This window comes from Jeongeupia sp. HS-3 (genome assembly GCF_015140455.1).
In the GTDB taxonomy this organism is placed as follows: Bacteria; Pseudomonadota; Gammaproteobacteria; order Burkholderiales; family Chitinibacteraceae; genus Jeongeupia.
Genome location: NZ_AP024094.1, coordinates 2112920 through 2128413 on the forward strand (window position 1 = coordinate 2112920; position 15494 = coordinate 2128413).

The window sequence follows — 15494 nt, forward strand, 5'->3', positions numbered from 1 at the left end:
AAAGTTGCCCGGCAGACATCAGCCTTACCCACTCGGGATACCAAAAACATATGAATACACCCGCAAACAGCAAGATTCCAGCCCAAGCACTCATGGCGTGGCTGGCTTGCTCGATTTTTTACGCCTATCTATACGCAATGCGTACGCTGCCGGGCATGTATGTGGGCGGTATTTCCGCATCGATGGGCATCGAAATCGGCACCGCAGCCGGCCTGATCGGCAGCTACATGCTGACCTACGGGCTCGGCAATCTGGTCACCGGCGGCCTGATGGACAAGTACGGCGCCAAATGGGTGATTCCGGCCGGGCCGATCTTCGTCGGCGTCGGTGTACTGATGTTCGCCAGCGGGCATTACGGTCTGGCCTATGCTGGCCGGCTGGTGATGGGCTTCGGTTGCGCCTTCGGCTTCGTCGGTTGCGGCTACCTGGTTGGCTCGCTGATGCCGCCCACGGTGCTGGCGCTGTTCATCGGCCTGTCGCAGGCCTTCGGCATGGGCGGTGGTGCGCTGGGCGCCCAGCCGCTGGCCAGCCTGCTCGAGGCATTCGGCCTGAACTGGCAATCGGGCATGGTCGCCTGCGGCCTGTTCGGGCTGGTACTGGCGGTGCTGATGCTGGTGGCGATGCCTGCCAAGCGCAAGGACGATGCCAAGACCGCTAGCGTGCCCTTCGGCGCCGCACTGTGGGCCGTATTGAAGAACCCGCAGGCGATCCGGCTCGGCTTTATCGGCGCATTCATGTTCACCGGCACGACGGTGGCCGCATCGGTGCTTGGCATGCCCTTCCTCGTCAACCTCAGCCATCTGGATACGCCGACCGCCAAAACCGCTGTGACCCTGGTCAGCGCCGGCTGGGTGATCGGTGCCCCACTCGCCGGCTATGTATCCGACCGCATCCATGCGCGCAAACCGCTGTTGTTCATTGCCATCGCCGGCATGGCGGCGATCAGCATCTTTGTACGCATCAGCGACGTCGCCACCATGGCCACCGAGCTGCTGTTCGCCCTCGGGCTGCTGTTCGGCATCCTCTCCGGCTCGGCGATGCTGACCTACACGATGGCCAAGGAATCGGCCGACAATGCACTCAGCGGCACCGCATCCGGGGTGCAAAATGCATGGGTGTTCGGCATCGGTTTTCTGATTTCGACCGGCGTCGCCGAACTGGTCAAGGATGTCGCCACCGATCCGGCCACGCACAAGCTCATCAGCGTGCATCAGTTCCAGCAGGCCACGCTGCCCATCCTGCTCGGACTCGGCGTTGCCGCGCTGCTGCTGTCCTTCACCAAGGAGACGGCCTCGAAGTAAGGCCCGCTGCGTCGACTCATACGCCCCATCATCCGGTTCGCCGGGTCATGGGGCGTTTTACTGGGCAGCCGATTCTGCGCGGTGCCGGATCAGCATCAGCGGCCTGCCGGCGAGCAGCAGCCACGCCGGCAGAATGACGATGCACAGCACCGGCAACAAGCGCAGATCGGGCACGACCGCGGCGGCCATGAACAGGCTGAGCCAACCATCGCGCGTCACCACCAGCACCAGACCCAGAATCGCGCAGGCCACCGCCAGCGACGCCGGCACCATCGGCAGCAGCGCGTGCATCAGCAAACCGAGCGCGACGCCGATGAACACCGCCGGAAAAATGCGTCCGCCGCGAAAGCCGCAGGCGGCGGCGATCAGCAGCGCGGCGAGCTTGCACAGCAGTGCCAGCATCAGCCCCGGAACACCACGATCGGCGGCCGTGAGCGTCAGATATTTCATCTCGGCCAGGCCCTTGAACAGCGTGACCTCACCGCCAAGCACACCCAGCAGGCCGAGCAGGAATCCGCCGCATCCGAGCATCAATACCGGATGTTTGAGCGTTTGAAACCCGCGATGCAAACGCGGGAAGAGCCAGACCGCCGCGAGGCCAAGCAGCACGGCGACCACCACCACCACGCTGCCGCTAAGCAGATCGAGCAATTGCGCGCCGCGATAAGCCGGCAGTGGCACCGAGAAATCGGGCTGCACCATCAGCGCCGTCGTCATCGCCCCGGCGCCGGCGGCGACCAGCGGCGCGAACAGTCGATCCCACAGCGGCCGCTCGGCATCGCTGCCGACGGTCTGCGACAGGATCAGCGCCGCCGCCACCGGCGTGCCGAACAGCGCGCCTATGGTGCCGGCCGCGGCCAGGGTCACCCACTCGGCGACGGCAATACCAGGCAGCAGCAGCCGCCCCAAGGCGACGGCAAGGGCGATATTGATCGCGGTGATCGGGTTTTCCGGGCCCAGCGATACGCCGCCGGCCAGCCCGAGCACCAAGGCGGCCAGCAGGCCCGGCAGCACGGCCGGCGCCAGCGGCGGGCCGATCAGCCCTTCGGTCGCCGGATCGGGGCCGGCGTGGCCCGGTGCGTAGCGAACGATCGCCCCGACGGCGACACCGGTCAGCGTCAGCATCGCCATCGTCCACCACGGCGTATTGGGTGTAATGCCCAGCCCGTGCGGCAAGACCACCCACGCCAGCCGCTGCAACTGCGCCGCGAGACCGACCACGACGACCAGCACCACACTGGAGGCAATACCGATCAGCAGCGCCGGCAAGGCCAGCCTGAGCATCGAACGCGCGCGCGGATCCAAGATAAATCTCTCTTCTATATATTGATGTTGAATGCCGCCCAAGTCTGCCACAGGCGCCGGCCGCCTTCAGTCCCAGTAGCCCGGCGCCGCGTACACCGCCTTGAGATGGTCGACAAAGCGCCTTACCCGTTGCGGCAGGTGCTTGCGCTGCGGCATCACCGCGTACACCGGGTAATCGGGCGACGAGTAGGCGTCGAGCACCGTCGCCAGGCGGCCATCGGAGAGATCGTCCTTGACCTCCCACAACGAGCGCCACGCCAGCCCGTACCCCTTCAATGCCCACTCGTGCAACACCGCGCCGTCGTTGCATTCGAGCAGCCCCTGTACCCGCCAGTTGACCAAGCGGCCATCGACGCGAAACGTCCAGCCGCGGCTCTGGCTGGCGCCGAGCGACAGGCAATCGAAACGGGCCAGATCATCCGGGACTTTGGGAATGCCGCGCTCGGCCAGATAGCTTGGCGCGGCGACGACGACGCGGCGGTTCTCGGCGAGGCGCACCGCCACCAGGCTGGAATCGGCCAGCTCGCTGATGCGGATCGCGCAATCGACGCGCTCGCCGAGCAGATCGACCAGCCGGTCGGATAAATCCAGCGTCACCTTCAGCTCGGGATGGGCGCGCTGGAAGGTCGCAATATGCGGCGCCACATGCCGGCGGCCGAAGCCCGCCGGCGCGCTCACGCGCAGATGCCCGCGCACGCGGGCGCTGCCCGAACCCACCGCCGCTTCGGCTTCTTCGAGCTCGGCGACGATGCGCTGGCCATCTTCAAAAAAAATGCTGCCTTCCTGCGTCAGCGTGATCCGCCGCGTCGTGCGCACCAAGAGCTTCGCCCCCAGCCGCTCCTCCAGCGCATCCAGACGTCGGCCGATCACCGCCGGCACCACGCCCTCGTCGCGGGCCGCCGCCGACAGGCTGCCGTGATTGACGACTGCAATGAAGGTTTGTAGCTGTTTGAGTGCGTCCACTATGTACTCAAAAGTAAAAGAAGCTATCGCATTCTAGGGCTTTTTTATCGCGGGAGCGCCGACTAGACTGGGTGCACTGCAACATCCACTACAAAACCCGCAGCCAGGAGCACGCAATGAGCCAGTTTCCGCAAGGCGTCGAAATCCACGCCCCGATTTCCCCTGAATTCGCCGCCATTCTGACGCCCGAAGCGCTGGCCTTCGTCGCCAAGCTGCACCGCGCTTTTGAAGGCCGCCGCCAGGAGCTGCTGGCCCGCCGCGTGCTGCGCCAGCAGGAGCTCGATGCCGGCAAGCGCCCCGATTTTCTGGCCGAGACCGCGCACATCCGCACCGGCGACTGGCAGATCGCCCCGATCCCGGCCGACATCGCGCTGCGCCGCGTTGAAATCACCGGCCCGGTCGAGAAGAAGATGATCATCAACGCGCTCAACTCGGGCGCGGACAGTTATATGACCGACTTCGAGGACTCGAACACGCCGAACTGGGCCAACCAGATTCAGGGCCAGATCAACCTCAAGGAAGCAGTGCGCCGCAGCATCAGTTTCCGCAACGACGCCGGCAAGGAATACAAGCTCAACGCCAAGATCGCCACGCTGATCGTCCGCCCGCGCGGCTGGCACTTGGGCGAGAAGCACGTCACCGTCGATGGTCAGCGCGTTTCGGGCGGCCTGTTCGACTTCGCGCTGTTCCTGTTCCATAACGCCAAGGAGCAAATCGAGCGCGGCACTGCGCCGTATTTCTACCTGCCAAAAATGGAGTCGCACCTTGAAGCGCGGCTGTGGAACGACGCCTTCGTGCTGGCGCAGGACGAACTCGGTATCCCACAAGGCACGATCAAGGCGACCGTGCTGATCGAAACCATTCTCGCCGCGTTCGAGATGGAAGAAATCCTCTACGAGCTGCGCAATCACTCGGCCGGGCTCAACGCCGGGCGCTGGGACTACATCTTCAGCTGCATCAAGAAGTTCAAGGCCGACCGCGACTTCTGTCTCGCCAACCGCGCGCAGATCACCATGACGGTGCCGTTCATGCGCGCTTACGCACTCAATCTGGTCAAGACCTGCCACAAGCGCGGTGCCCCGGCGATCGGCGGCATGAGCGCGCTGATTCCGATCAAGAACGACCCGGAAGCCAACGACAAGGCGATGGCCGCGGTACGCGCCGACAAAACGCGCGACGCCGGCGACGGCTTCGACGGCGGCTGGGTCGCCCATCCGGGGCTGGTGCCGATCGCGATGGAAGAATGGGTCAAGGTGCTTGGCGACAAGCCCAACCAGTTCCACAAGCAGCGCCCCGATGTCGCCGTCACCGCCGCCGATCTACTCAATTTCCAGCCGGAAGCGCCGATCACCGAGGCCGGTTTGCGGATGAACATCGACGTCGGTATCCAGTATCTGGGCTCCTGGCTCGCCGGCAATGGCTGCGTGCCGATCCACAACCTGATGGAAGACGCCGCGACCGCCGAAATCAGCCGCTCACAGGTATGGCAATGGATTCGTACCCCGAAGGGCGTGCTTGAAGACGGCCGCAAGGTCACCGCCGACATGGTGCGCGGCATGATCCCGGAAGTGCTCGAGGCGATCCGCGCCGAACACGGCGACGCCACCTTCGGCACCATGCCGTACACCCAAGCGGCGCAGATCTTCGAAACCATGAGCACCAGCGACGATTTCGCCGAGTTCCTGACCCTGCCGCTGTACGAAAAGCTCTAAGAGACAGGTTCCACGCACGAGCGCTCAAAGACAAAACGGCACCCTCGGGTGCCGTTTTGCTATTCAGGAATGCGACTAATACACCGAGGCCTCGCCGGCTGGCCGATGCTTGAAGCGCTTGTGCACCCAGTAGTATTGCGCCGGCAAACGCCGCACCTGCGTTTCCAGAAAAGCATTCATCTGCCGTGCATCGGCGGCGTCGTCGCCGCTCGGATAATCGGGCAAGCGCTCGAAAATGGTCAGCTTGTAGCCACGGTAATCGGGCAGTACTTCGGTCACAAAGGGCACGACACGGGCGCCGCTGATTTTCGCCAGCCGCGACACCGAGGTCAGCGTGCACGCCTGGACGCCGAAAAACGGCACGAAGGCAGAGTTGAGCACGCCAAAATCCATATCGGCCGCGAGCATCACCGGCACGCCGCGGCGCAGGCATTCGAGCGAAGCGCGAGCGCTGTCGGCGCGGGAAATCATTTCAGCACCGAAACGACCGCGTTGCGTCTTGGCCAGCGCATTAAAGAACGGGTTCGACATCGGCGTGTACAACGATGCGACCGGCCACTGTGATGAATAACGCATCGACCCGGCTTCGATCGCGACAAAGTGAAAGCCGAGGAAAATCGTCGGTGGTGCGTTGGGGTCGTGCAGATCAATGGCGCTATCGAGCGCAATCAGTTGCTGCATTTTTTTGGCGTTGCCGAACCACTGGAAACCGCGCTCCAGATAACTGCGAACCACATGGCGGATATGTTCGCGCGCCAGCGCTTCGCGCGCTTCGGCATCCATTTCCGGAAAACACAGGCGCACATTGGTATGCACCACGCGCTTGCGCGAGAACGGCAAGCAGTACAGCAGCACACCCAGCCCGTCGCCCAAACGCGCCACAAGGCCGTAGGGCAAACAGCCCATCAGACGCAGCAAACCCAGACTCAGATAAAAACCAATTTTGCGTATCACGCAGTCCATTTCCCAAGGCGGCTACATCGGAACCGCCAAGCCAGGACGGAGCGCGGCCAGCATACGCACTATCGGCTTGCGATAGCGGACTAAATGGTCTAAACCCGCCAGCCGGTTCGCTTCACATCCCCCCGCTCGACGCCAAAATCGCCGATCATGCTCACACGCCCCCCGAGCCAGAACCGCGAAATGACCGATTCCCGCCGCATCACGCCACTTCTTGCCCTAATGCCCTTCCTGCGCCCCTACCTTGGCCGCTGGCTGCTGGCATTCGCCACGCTCACGGTCGCCGCTGCGGCGACGCTGACGCTGCCGGTGGCGTTCCGTTACCTGATCGACCTTGGCTTCTCGGCCGGGCACCGTGGTCAGATCGACCGTTATTTTCTCGCGCTGTTCGCCGTATCGCTGGTGCTGGCGGCGGCGACGTCGCTGCGTTTTTATCTGGTGTCATGGCTGGGCGAGCGCGTCACCGCCGATTTACGCCGCGCGGTGTACGAACACGTGCTCGGGATGAGTCCGCAATTTTTCGAGACCACGCAGACCGGCGAGGTGCTCTCGCGGCTGACCACCGATACCACGCTGATCCAGACCGTCGTCGGCACCAGCCTGTCGATGGGGCTGCGCAACTTCTTCCTGCTCAGCGGTGGCATGGCGATGCTGATCGTCACCAGCCCGGTGCTGTCGGGCTATATCCTCGCCACGCTGGTGGTGGTGATCGTGCCGATCATGGTGTTCGGGCGGTGCGTGCGCAAACTCTCCAAGGCCAGCCAGGATCGCGTCGCCGACGCCAGCGCGCTGGCCGGCGAGGTACTCAACGCCATGCCGACGGTGCAGTCGTTCACGCAGGAACCGTACGAGGCGCGCCGCTTTATCGGCGCAGTCGAAAACGCTTTCGGCACCGCGCTGGCCCGTATTCGCGCCCGCGCCTGGCTCACCGCGATGGTCATCGTGCTGATGTTCGCCGCCGTGGTGTTCGTGCTCTGGCTCGGCGCCCAAGCGGTGCTCGCCGGGACGATGAGCGCTGGCGAGCTGTCGCAGTTCATTCTCTACGCGGTGGTTACCGCCGGCGCGGTCGGCGCGATTGCCGAAGTCTGGGGCGATCTGCAACGCGCGGCCGGGGCGACCGAACGATTGCTGCAGCTCTTGGGTTCACGCTCGCCGGTGCACGAGGCCGCGGCGCCCGTGGCGCTGCCGGACAACGACCTCGGCATCCAGTTCGACGCGATCGACTTTGCCTACCCCTCGCGCCCCGAGACGCCGGCACTGGCCGGGCTGGCGCTGCAGATTCGCCCCGGCGAGCACATCGCGCTGGTCGGCCCGTCTGGCGCCGGCAAGACCACGCTGTTTCAGCTCTTGCTGCGCTTTTACGATCCGCAGCAGGGCCAGGTGCGACTGAACGGCGTCGATACCCGGCAACTCTCGCTGGCAACGCTGCGCGAGCACATCGGCGTGGTACTGCAGGAATCGGTGATTTTCGCCGGCAGCGTGGCCGACAATATCCGCTACGGCCGGCTGGACGCGAGCCTGGATGAGGTCAAACGTGCCGCCGAGATGGCCGCGGCGGCCGACTTTATCGCCGAACTGCCGCAGGGCTACGACACCTTCCTGGGCGAGCGCGGCGTGCGGCTCTCGGGCGGCCAGCGCCAGCGCATCGCGATTGCCCGCGCCATCCTCAAGAATCCGCCGGTGTTGCTGCTCGACGAGGCCACCAGCGCGCTCGACGCCGCCAGCGAGCGCCTGGTGCAACAGGCGCTCGACAACGCCGCGCACAACCGCACCACCCTGGTGATCGCGCACCGGCTGGCGACGGTACTGGAAGCCGACCGGATCATCGTGCTCGAACACGGCCGCATCGTCGCGCAGGGCCGGCATGCCGATCTGCTACACAGCTCGCCCTTGTATGCCCAGCTCGCCGCGCTGCAATTCGCCGACGCCGCGCGGGTGTCCGACGCCGCCGTAAGCTGACTCGAATATACGCAATACTGATGTGTTGCTTGCAAACAACCCTAATGGCCGAAGTGCTTCCGGCCGATTAGAATCAGCTCGCCTTCCTTCTTGCGTGTCTCATCCATGAAACTGATCAGCCCGCTCACCAGCCCGTTCGGCCGCAAGGTTCGCGTGGTTCTGGCCGAAAAGCACATCGACTATCAGTTGGTCGAAGACTCGCCGCTCAACCCGGACAACCAGATCGCGACGCTCAACCCGCTCGGCAAGGTGCCGGTGCTGCTGCTCGACGATGGCAGGCCGCTGTACGATTCGAGCGTCATCGTCGACTACCTCGACCAGATTTCGCCGGTCAGCAAGCTGATTCCGGCCGAGCACCGCCAAGCGATCAACGTCAAGCGCTGGGAAGCGCTCGCCGACGGCATTGCCGATGCGGCGGTGCTGATCGTGATGGAAAAACGCCGCCCGGTCGAGCAGCAGAGCGCCGACTGGATCGCCAGGCAGCAGGCCAAGATCGATCGCGGCCTCGAGTGCGTCGCCACCGACCTTGCCGACCGCAAATGGTGTGTTGGCGATGCATTCACACTGGCCGACGTCGCCGTCGGCTGCATGCTCGGCTACCTCGATTTGCGCTTCTCCGAGCTCGATTGGGCCAGCCGGCACCCGAATCTGGCCGAGTTGCGCACGCGCCTCGACGTCCGCGCGTCCTTCGGCGACACCAGGCCGCCACTACCGGTCTGATCGCAGCGGCACGTAAAAAAGGGCGCCACTGGCGCCCTTTTTTATGGTCAAGACCCCGTCACGCAGCGACGGACTTGCGCCCGCGCGTCTTGCCCGAGTTGAGGAAGCTGGCGATATAGTCTTGCGAGACTTCGCCGTTGTAGCGGCCGTCGGCATCCAGCACCGGCATCCACGTCAGGTTGTGCTCGTACAGTTTCGACAGCACCACGCGCAGGTTTTCATCGGGCGCAGAGGTGATCGTGATCGGCGTCAAGCGGTCGCCGCAGACGCCGTCCATCCCCTTGGCTTCCTTGCGCTTCACATAACCGAGCGGCTTGCCGTCGGTATCGACCACGGTCAGATAACGCAGATCGTTGTCGTCCATCACGCCGAAGGCGGTGGTCAGCGGGGTATCCAGCGTCGCGGTCTGGGTTTCCTGGCCGTCGGCGACGTCCCCAGCCTGCACCAGCAGCAGGCGCTTCAGCGTGCGGTCGTGGCCGACAAAGGACGCGACGAAATCATCGGCGGGTTTGGCGAGGATCTCGTCAGCCGTGGCGCACTGGACGATCTTGCCCTGACGGAACACGGCGATCCGGTCACCGAGCTTGATCGCCTCGTCGATATCGTGGCTGACCAGCATCACCGTCTTGCCGAGCTGGCGCTGCATCAGCAGGAATTCGTTCTGGATCTGCTCGCGGTTGATCGGGTCGACCGCGCCGAACGGTTCATCCATCAAGAGCACCGGCGCATCGGCCGCCAGCGCGCGGATCACGCCGATCCGTTGCTGCTGGCCGCCGGACATTTCCTTCGGGTAGCGGTGCAAAAAGCGGTCGGGGTCGAGCGCGACCATGCTCATCAGCTCGCGCGCACGTTCGCGACAGCGCTTTTTGTTCCAGCCGAGCATGCGCGGCACCACGGTGATGTTGTCCTCGATCGTCATGTTCGGGAACAGGCCGATCTGCTGGATCACATAGCCGATATTCCGCCGCAAGGTCACGGTATCGATGCCGGCGGTGTCTTCGCCATTGATCAGCACTTGGCCCGAGGTCGGCTCGATCAGCCGGTTGATCATCTTCATCGTCGTGGTCTTGCCGCAGCCCGACGGGCCGAGTAGCACGCAGATTTCGCCCTCAGGCACCACGAGATTGACGTTGTCGACCGCATTGAACGGCTTACCGTTCTTTTGTACGAATTGTTTGCAGAGGTTTTTCAGTTCAATCATCAGCGAATTCCTTTCGGGGTCAGTACACGCTGCAAACGAAGCAGCACCTGGTCCATCACGACGGCGAGCACGCTCACGATCACCGCGCCGGCGATCAGCTTGCGGATATCGCTCTGGCTGATGCCGTGCAAGATCAGCGTGCCCAGCCCGCCGGCGCCGACGATGGCGGCAATCGCCATCACGCCGATATTGAGGACGACGGCGGTACGGATGCCGCCGAAGATCAGCGGCACCGCCAGCGGCAGTTCGACCCAGCGCAACCGTTGCCAGAAGGTCAGGCCAAGCCCGCGACCGGCTTCGCGCACCCCGGCGTCAAGGTGGGTCAGCGCGGTATGCGTATTGCGCACGATAGGCAGCAGCGAATACAGAAAGGCCGCGGTGATCGCCGGTACCGCGCCGATGCCCTGGCCGATCAGCGAAAACACCGGAATCATCAGCCCGAACAGCGCAATCGCCGGGATCGTCAGCACGATGGTTGCCAGGCTCAGGACCACGCTGGCGAGCGACTTGAAGCGCACGATCAGCACGCCCAGCGGCACGCCAACCAAGACCGCCAGACCGACAGCGATGCCGACCAGGGTCAGATGCTGGCGGGTCAGCCCGAGGATGACGGGCAGGTTCTGCCAGATATAGGCCAGTGTTTGATTCAATATATCCATGCCGCCTCCCTTAGATCAGGCCGTGCTGGCGCAGGAATTCGGCGGCGACTTCGGCGACCGGCCGATGATCGATATCGACCGCGGCATTCAGCGCCGACATGGTGTCGTTGTCGATCAGCGCCGAGAGCGCATTCAGGTCATCGGCAAGGCCCGGATTTTTCGCCAGCACCTCGGCACGCACCACCGGCGTTGCCGCATAGCTCGGGAAGTAACCCAGATCATCGTCGAGCACCAGCAGATCGAAACCCTTGACCCGTCCATCGGTGGTGTACACCAGACCGGCATCGACAAAGCCGTCACGGATCGCGTTGTAGACGAGACCCGGATCCATCTGGCGGATCTGTGGCCGCGTCAGCTCAAGCTTGTAGAGCGCCTGCATCGGCTTGAGGCCGTCCGGACGTCCGGCAAACTCCATGTCGAAACCCAGTTGCCACGGCTTGGCGGCCTTGGCGGCATCCATCTTCGCGACCAGATCGGACACCGAGCGGATACCCTCGGCCTCGGCACGTTCGCGCTTCATCGCCAGCGCATAGGTATTGTTCAGCGGTGCCGGGTTGAGCCAGACCAGACCTTTGGCGGCGTCAATGCGTTTGACGGTCGCGTAGGCGTCGGCATCGCTCATGCGTTCGTTGATATGGTTGTAAATGATCAGCGCGGTACCGGTGTAATCCCACACCAGATCGAGCTGTTTATTCTCCAGCGCGTTGCGCATGATGATGGTCGCCAGATCACCCTTCTGCTCGACCTTGTAGCCCTTGGCACCAAGGTATTGCGCGGTCAACGAGGACAACATGTGCTGCTCGGTGAAGTTCTTGCTGCCCAGCACCAGATTGGTGGCCATGGCCGGCACGGTGATCAGCAGCAGTGTGGCGGCCAATACATGCTGTAGTCGTTTGGAAAGTGACGAAAGAATCGTCATAAAGCGTCCTCCTTGTTGTGGCCCGCTTGAAACCACAGCGGGTGACAGGGGATTACACGGGCATCAGGCGACGCCGCGCGGGCTCATGAGCTTGCCCAGGCTTGCAACCAGCAGATCGAGCACCAGCGCGATCAGCGCCGTACCCAATGCGCCCAGCAGCAGGGCAACGTGGTTATTGAGGTAGATGCCCGGGAAGATCAGCTCGCCGTAACTGCTGGCGCCGATCAGGAAGGCCAGCGGTACCGTCCCGACATTGATCGCCAGCGCGATGCGCACGCCGGACAAGATCACCGGCAAGGCATTGGGCAACTCGACCCGCCACAACCGTTGCATTGGGGTCATGCCCAGCGCATTGGCCGCTTCGATCAGCGCCGGAGACAGCCCGGACAGGCCAACAAACGTATTGCGAACAATGGGCAGCAGCGATGCGAGAAACAGCGCGACGATGGCTGGCTTGTCACCGATGCCGACGACGACCATCGCCAGTGCCAATACCGCCATCGGCGGCAGCGTGTTACCGATGTTGAACACCTGCATGCCGTGTTCGGCGTAGCGCTTGACCGATGAACGACTCAGAAAAATGCCGCTGGGCAAGCCGACCGCCAGCGCCAGCGCCATCGAGACGCCCACGAGGTAAAGATGTTGCTGCCCGAGGTAAACGAGATCTTCCCGGTATTCCGAGAGCACGGCCGGGCCGATGCCGTAGACCAGTGCGGCCAAAGCCGCCGTGGTCAATACGAGCCCGATACTGATGCGCTTGAATAACGCTCTTTTGTGCATGCGTCCTCCTTGGCGAAAAACATGCCGGCACAAGACCGACAGCGATTCGCTGTAATGATCGCGACAACTAGAGAGCTGCCTTACGAAGGTGTTCGACATGGCGTCGAACCCGGTGCGCCCAAGAGCCCGGCGGCGGCCGGGGACGCGAATAGCGGCCGCGAAACGGCCGCCAGATTGAGTGGCGCGAAGGCGCCGTCTGACTGAGGCTTATACTTATAACACTTTGTTACCGGGCATTACAAACCAAATACTTTTGCTTCTATGCCCGGTAAAAAGCCGGTTGTGACCGCCGGAATCAGCGGTCGTTCTCGTCGATACGACGGATGATCCGGGCCGGATTGCCGCCGACGATGGTATCGGGCGGCACGTCCTTGAGCACCACCGCACCGGCGCCGACGATGGAACGCGCGCCGATGGTCACCCCCTGACAAATGACGGCATTGCCGCCGATCCACACGTCATCATCGATGAAAATCGGCTTCCAGCGCGCTGTCCAGTCGCGTCGTGCAAGGTGGTCGATCGGGTGACTCGCACCATAGAACTGCACGTTCGGGCCGACCAGCACGTTGTCGCCAATGGTGATCGCCGTGCCGTCGAGGAAGGTGACGCCAGCGTTGAGGAAGGTATGGCTGCCGATACGGATCGTCTTGCCATACTCGCAGAACAACGGTGCTCGCACCCAGCTGTCCTCGCCCAGCGCACCGAAGAGTTCACGCATCAGCGGTGCCTGCTGCTCCGAATCGGTGTTGGCGATCTGCCGAAGCAGACGCTCGGTGTTCTTGCGCATCGCGACCATCTCGGGCGCAAAGAAATCGAACGGTTCCCCGGCCAGCAGTTTATCGAGTTCGGTCATCGGCACGGCTCCGCACATTGAGAAGCAGACAGCTTACCGCGCAGCCGGCCGTGCGCCAGCCGATTCTTGCTCAGCCGCCGAGCTTGGCCAGCATGCCGGCCATCCCGGCCAGCATCGCCCGGCCTTCCTGCTTACTGATCGCGCCCTCGGCCTTGTCGCCGGCGAGCCGGCCCGAGAAACGCACGTCGTCGGCGGGCAGCTCGCGCAGGAAACGGCTCGGCTGGGTGATCTGCCATTCGCCTGCGCGGCGGCGCTTGCCGCAATAGCTGATCGTCAGGCTGCGCTGGGCGCGCGTGATGCCGACATACATCAGCCGCCGCTCTTCCTCGACCATATTGGTTTCGATCGAGTTCTGGTGCGGCAGGATGTCTTCCTCGCAACCGATCAGGAACACGTGCGGGTATTCGAGACCCTTGCTCGCGTGCAAGGTCGACATCTTCACCGCGTCGACCTCGTCCTCGTCGCGCCCCTGCAGCATCGTGATCAGCGCGATCGTCTGGCTGATTTCGATCAGGTTCTTGCCGTTGTTCTCGCCCTGCTTCGCGACCCAGTCAACGAGTTCGAGCACGGTTTTCCACTTGGTTTCGGCGGGCTTGGGTTCGTCGCTGTCATAGAGCCAGGTTTCGAAGTCGATCGCATCGAGCAGCTGTTTCAGCAGCTCACCCGCCGGCGCGCGCGGCGCCTCAAACTGCATGCGGCCGATGAAATCGCAGAATTGCTTCAGCGGCTCGTACTGCGTTGCTTGAACCTGCCAGACAAAGCCTTCCTCGTACACGGCGGCAAACAGCGACACCTGCCGCTCGGCCGCGTAGGCACCGAGCTTTTCCAGCGTGACATTGCCGACACCGCGCTTCGGGGTCGTTACCGCGCGGATGAAGGCCGGGTCGTCGTTCTCGTTGGCAATCAGCCGCAGGTAGGACAGCACGTCCTTGATCTCGGCCTTGTCGAAAAACGATTGCCCGCCCGAAATCGTGTACGGAATCTTGTGCATGCGCAGCTGGGTTTCGACGATCCGCGCCTGATGGTTGCCGCGATAGAGGATGGTGTAATCCTTGAAACTGGTGCCCGCTTCGAACTTGTGCGCCAACAGCTTCATCGCCACCAGTTCGGCCTCGTGCTCGTCGTTCTTGGCCTCGATCACCTGCACCGGATCGCCGACGCCCAAGTCCGACCACAAGGTTTTTTCAAACAGCTTGGGGTTGTTGGCGATCACCGCGTTGGCGCAGCGCAGGATGCGCGCCACCGAGCGGTAGTTCTGTTCGAGCTTGATCACCTTGAGCTTGGGGAAGTCGGTGCTCAGCAGCCGCAGGTTTTCCATATTGGCGCCGCGCCAAGCGTAGATCGACTGGTCATCGTCGCCGACGGCGGTGAACTGGCCGGTGATGCCGGTCAGCTGTTTGACCATGTCGTACTGGGTGGTATTGGTGTCCTGGCATTCGTCGACCAGCAGATAGCGCAGCCGCTGCTGCCACTTCTTCACCACCTCTTCGTTCTGCTCGAACAGGTCGACCGGCAGCCGGATCAGGTCATCGAAATCGACCGCCTGATACGCTTGCAGCGTGTCCTGATAGGCGCGATAGACCTTGGCCAGATGCATTTCCCCGTCGGATGCGGCGCGCAGCAGCGCGGCATCGGGCGAAATCCGGTCATTTTTCAGCAAGGAAATCTGGCTCACGGTCGAGCGGATCAGCTGCTTGTCGGTGGTGGTGACGATGTCGGCGATGATCTTGCTGGCGTCGGCCGAATCCAGAATCGAAAACTGCGGCTTGTAGCCAAGGTGTTTGGCTTCTTCGCGCAGGATGCGCATCCCCAGGCTGTGGAAAGTCGAGACCGTCAGCCCCTTCAGCCGCGACGCCGGCATCAGTGCGCCGACACGTTCCTGCATTTCGCGTGCGGCCTTGTTGGTGAAGGTGATCGCGGCGATATTGCGCGGGTCCATCCCCGCCTTGTCGATCAGATAGGCAATCTTCTGCGTAATCACCCGCGTTTTGCCCGATCCGGCACCGGCAAGCACGAGGCACGGCCCGCCGAGGTATTTGACGGCTTCGCGTTGCGGGTCATTGAGCTTGTCGAGCATAAAGCGGTTTTCCTTCAAGGGTTTGCGATTCTAACACGCCCCCACAACCGCCTTGCCCGCGCTCGACTTGTGGTAAGCCGTGCCT

General features: G+C 63.2%; 13 protein-coding genes. 4 read left to right on the forward strand and 9 right to left on the reverse strand.

Annotated elements, in window-relative coordinates; genetic code table 11:
• Positions 1 to 50 precede the first annotated feature (50 nt).
• Positions 51 to 1301, forward strand: coding sequence for an MFS transporter (locus JLC71_RS10085; protein ID WP_200915297.1), 1251 nt, complete (start codon positions 51 to 53; stop codon positions 1299 to 1301).
• 57 nt (positions 1302 to 1358) lie between these two features.
• Here the strand turns inward: JLC71_RS10085 and JLC71_RS10090 are convergent, their stop codons facing one another.
• Together JLC71_RS10090 and JLC71_RS10095 are read right to left on the reverse strand one after the other, a co-directional pair.
• Positions 1359 to 2606 (reverse strand): ion channel protein, encoded by a 1248-nt coding sequence (locus JLC71_RS10090; protein WP_236250858.1) that lies wholly within the window; start codon positions 2604 to 2606, stop codon positions 1359 to 1361.
• Between the two features lie 66 nt (positions 2607 to 2672).
• Complete coding sequence (locus tag JLC71_RS10095; RefSeq protein WP_200915298.1) at positions 2673 to 3569, reverse strand: LysR family transcriptional regulator; 897 nt, start codon at positions 3567 to 3569, stop codon at positions 2673 to 2675.
• A gap of 116 nt (positions 3570 to 3685) precedes the next feature.
• On the opposite strand from JLC71_RS10095, the gene aceB reads away from it, so the two are divergent.
• Entirely contained in the window at positions 3686 to 5281 is a 1596-nt protein-coding gene (aceB, locus tag JLC71_RS10100) for a malate synthase A (protein WP_200915299.1), read from the forward strand.
• 75 nt (positions 5282 to 5356) lie between these two features.
• Here aceB and JLC71_RS10105 read toward each other — a convergent pair whose 3' ends face one another.
• Complete coding sequence (locus JLC71_RS10105; protein ID WP_200915300.1) at positions 5357 to 6235, reverse strand: lipid A biosynthesis lauroyl acyltransferase; 879 nt, start codon at positions 6233 to 6235, stop codon at positions 5357 to 5359.
• A 189-nt stretch (positions 6236 to 6424) separates the two neighbouring features.
• Between JLC71_RS10105 and JLC71_RS10110 the strand changes: the two genes are divergently transcribed.
• Positions 6425 to 8200 (forward strand): ABC transporter transmembrane domain-containing protein, encoded by a 1776-nt coding sequence (locus JLC71_RS10110; RefSeq protein ID WP_236250859.1) that lies wholly within the window; start codon positions 6425 to 6427, stop codon positions 8198 to 8200.
• A 105-nt stretch (positions 8201 to 8305) separates the two neighbouring features.
• Entirely contained in the window at positions 8306 to 8920 is a 615-nt protein-coding gene (locus JLC71_RS10115) for a glutathione S-transferase (protein WP_200915302.1), read from the forward strand.
• A gap of 58 nt (positions 8921 to 8978) precedes the next feature.
• Here JLC71_RS10115 and JLC71_RS10120 read toward each other — a convergent pair whose 3' ends face one another.
• The 6 genes from JLC71_RS10120 to JLC71_RS10145 all read right to left on the reverse strand — a co-directional run bounded on the left by JLC71_RS10120 (position 8979) and on the right by JLC71_RS10145 (position 15409).
• A complete protein-coding gene (locus JLC71_RS10120; protein ID WP_200915303.1) occupies positions 8979 to 10121 on the reverse strand; it encodes an osmoprotectant ABC transporter ATP-binding protein OsmV in 1143 nt (380 codons plus the stop codon).
• Complete coding sequence (locus tag JLC71_RS10125; RefSeq protein WP_200915304.1) at positions 10121 to 10780, reverse strand: ABC transporter permease; 660 nt, start codon at positions 10778 to 10780, stop codon at positions 10121 to 10123. Before JLC71_RS10125 ends, JLC71_RS10120 begins: the two co-directional genes overlap by 1 nt.
• A gap of 10 nt (positions 10781 to 10790) precedes the next feature.
• The gene (locus JLC71_RS10130; protein WP_200915305.1) at positions 10791 to 11699 is read right to left on the reverse strand and encodes a glycine betaine ABC transporter substrate-binding protein; all 909 of its coding nucleotides are present in this window, start codon (positions 11697 to 11699) and stop codon (positions 10791 to 10793) included.
• Between the two features lie 63 nt (positions 11700 to 11762).
• Positions 11763 to 12479, reverse strand: coding sequence for an ABC transporter permease (locus tag JLC71_RS10135; RefSeq protein WP_200915306.1), 717 nt, complete (start codon positions 12477 to 12479; stop codon positions 11763 to 11765).
• A 295-nt stretch (positions 12480 to 12774) separates the two neighbouring features.
• The gene (locus JLC71_RS10140) at positions 12775 to 13332 is read right to left on the reverse strand and encodes a sugar O-acetyltransferase (protein ID WP_200915307.1); all 558 of its coding nucleotides are present in this window, start codon (positions 13330 to 13332) and stop codon (positions 12775 to 12777) included.
• 70 nt (positions 13333 to 13402) lie between these two features.
• Positions 13403 to 15409, reverse strand: coding sequence for a UvrD-helicase domain-containing protein (locus JLC71_RS10145; protein ID WP_200915308.1), 2007 nt, complete (start codon positions 15407 to 15409; stop codon positions 13403 to 13405).
• Positions 15410 to 15494: the final 85 nt, after the last annotated feature.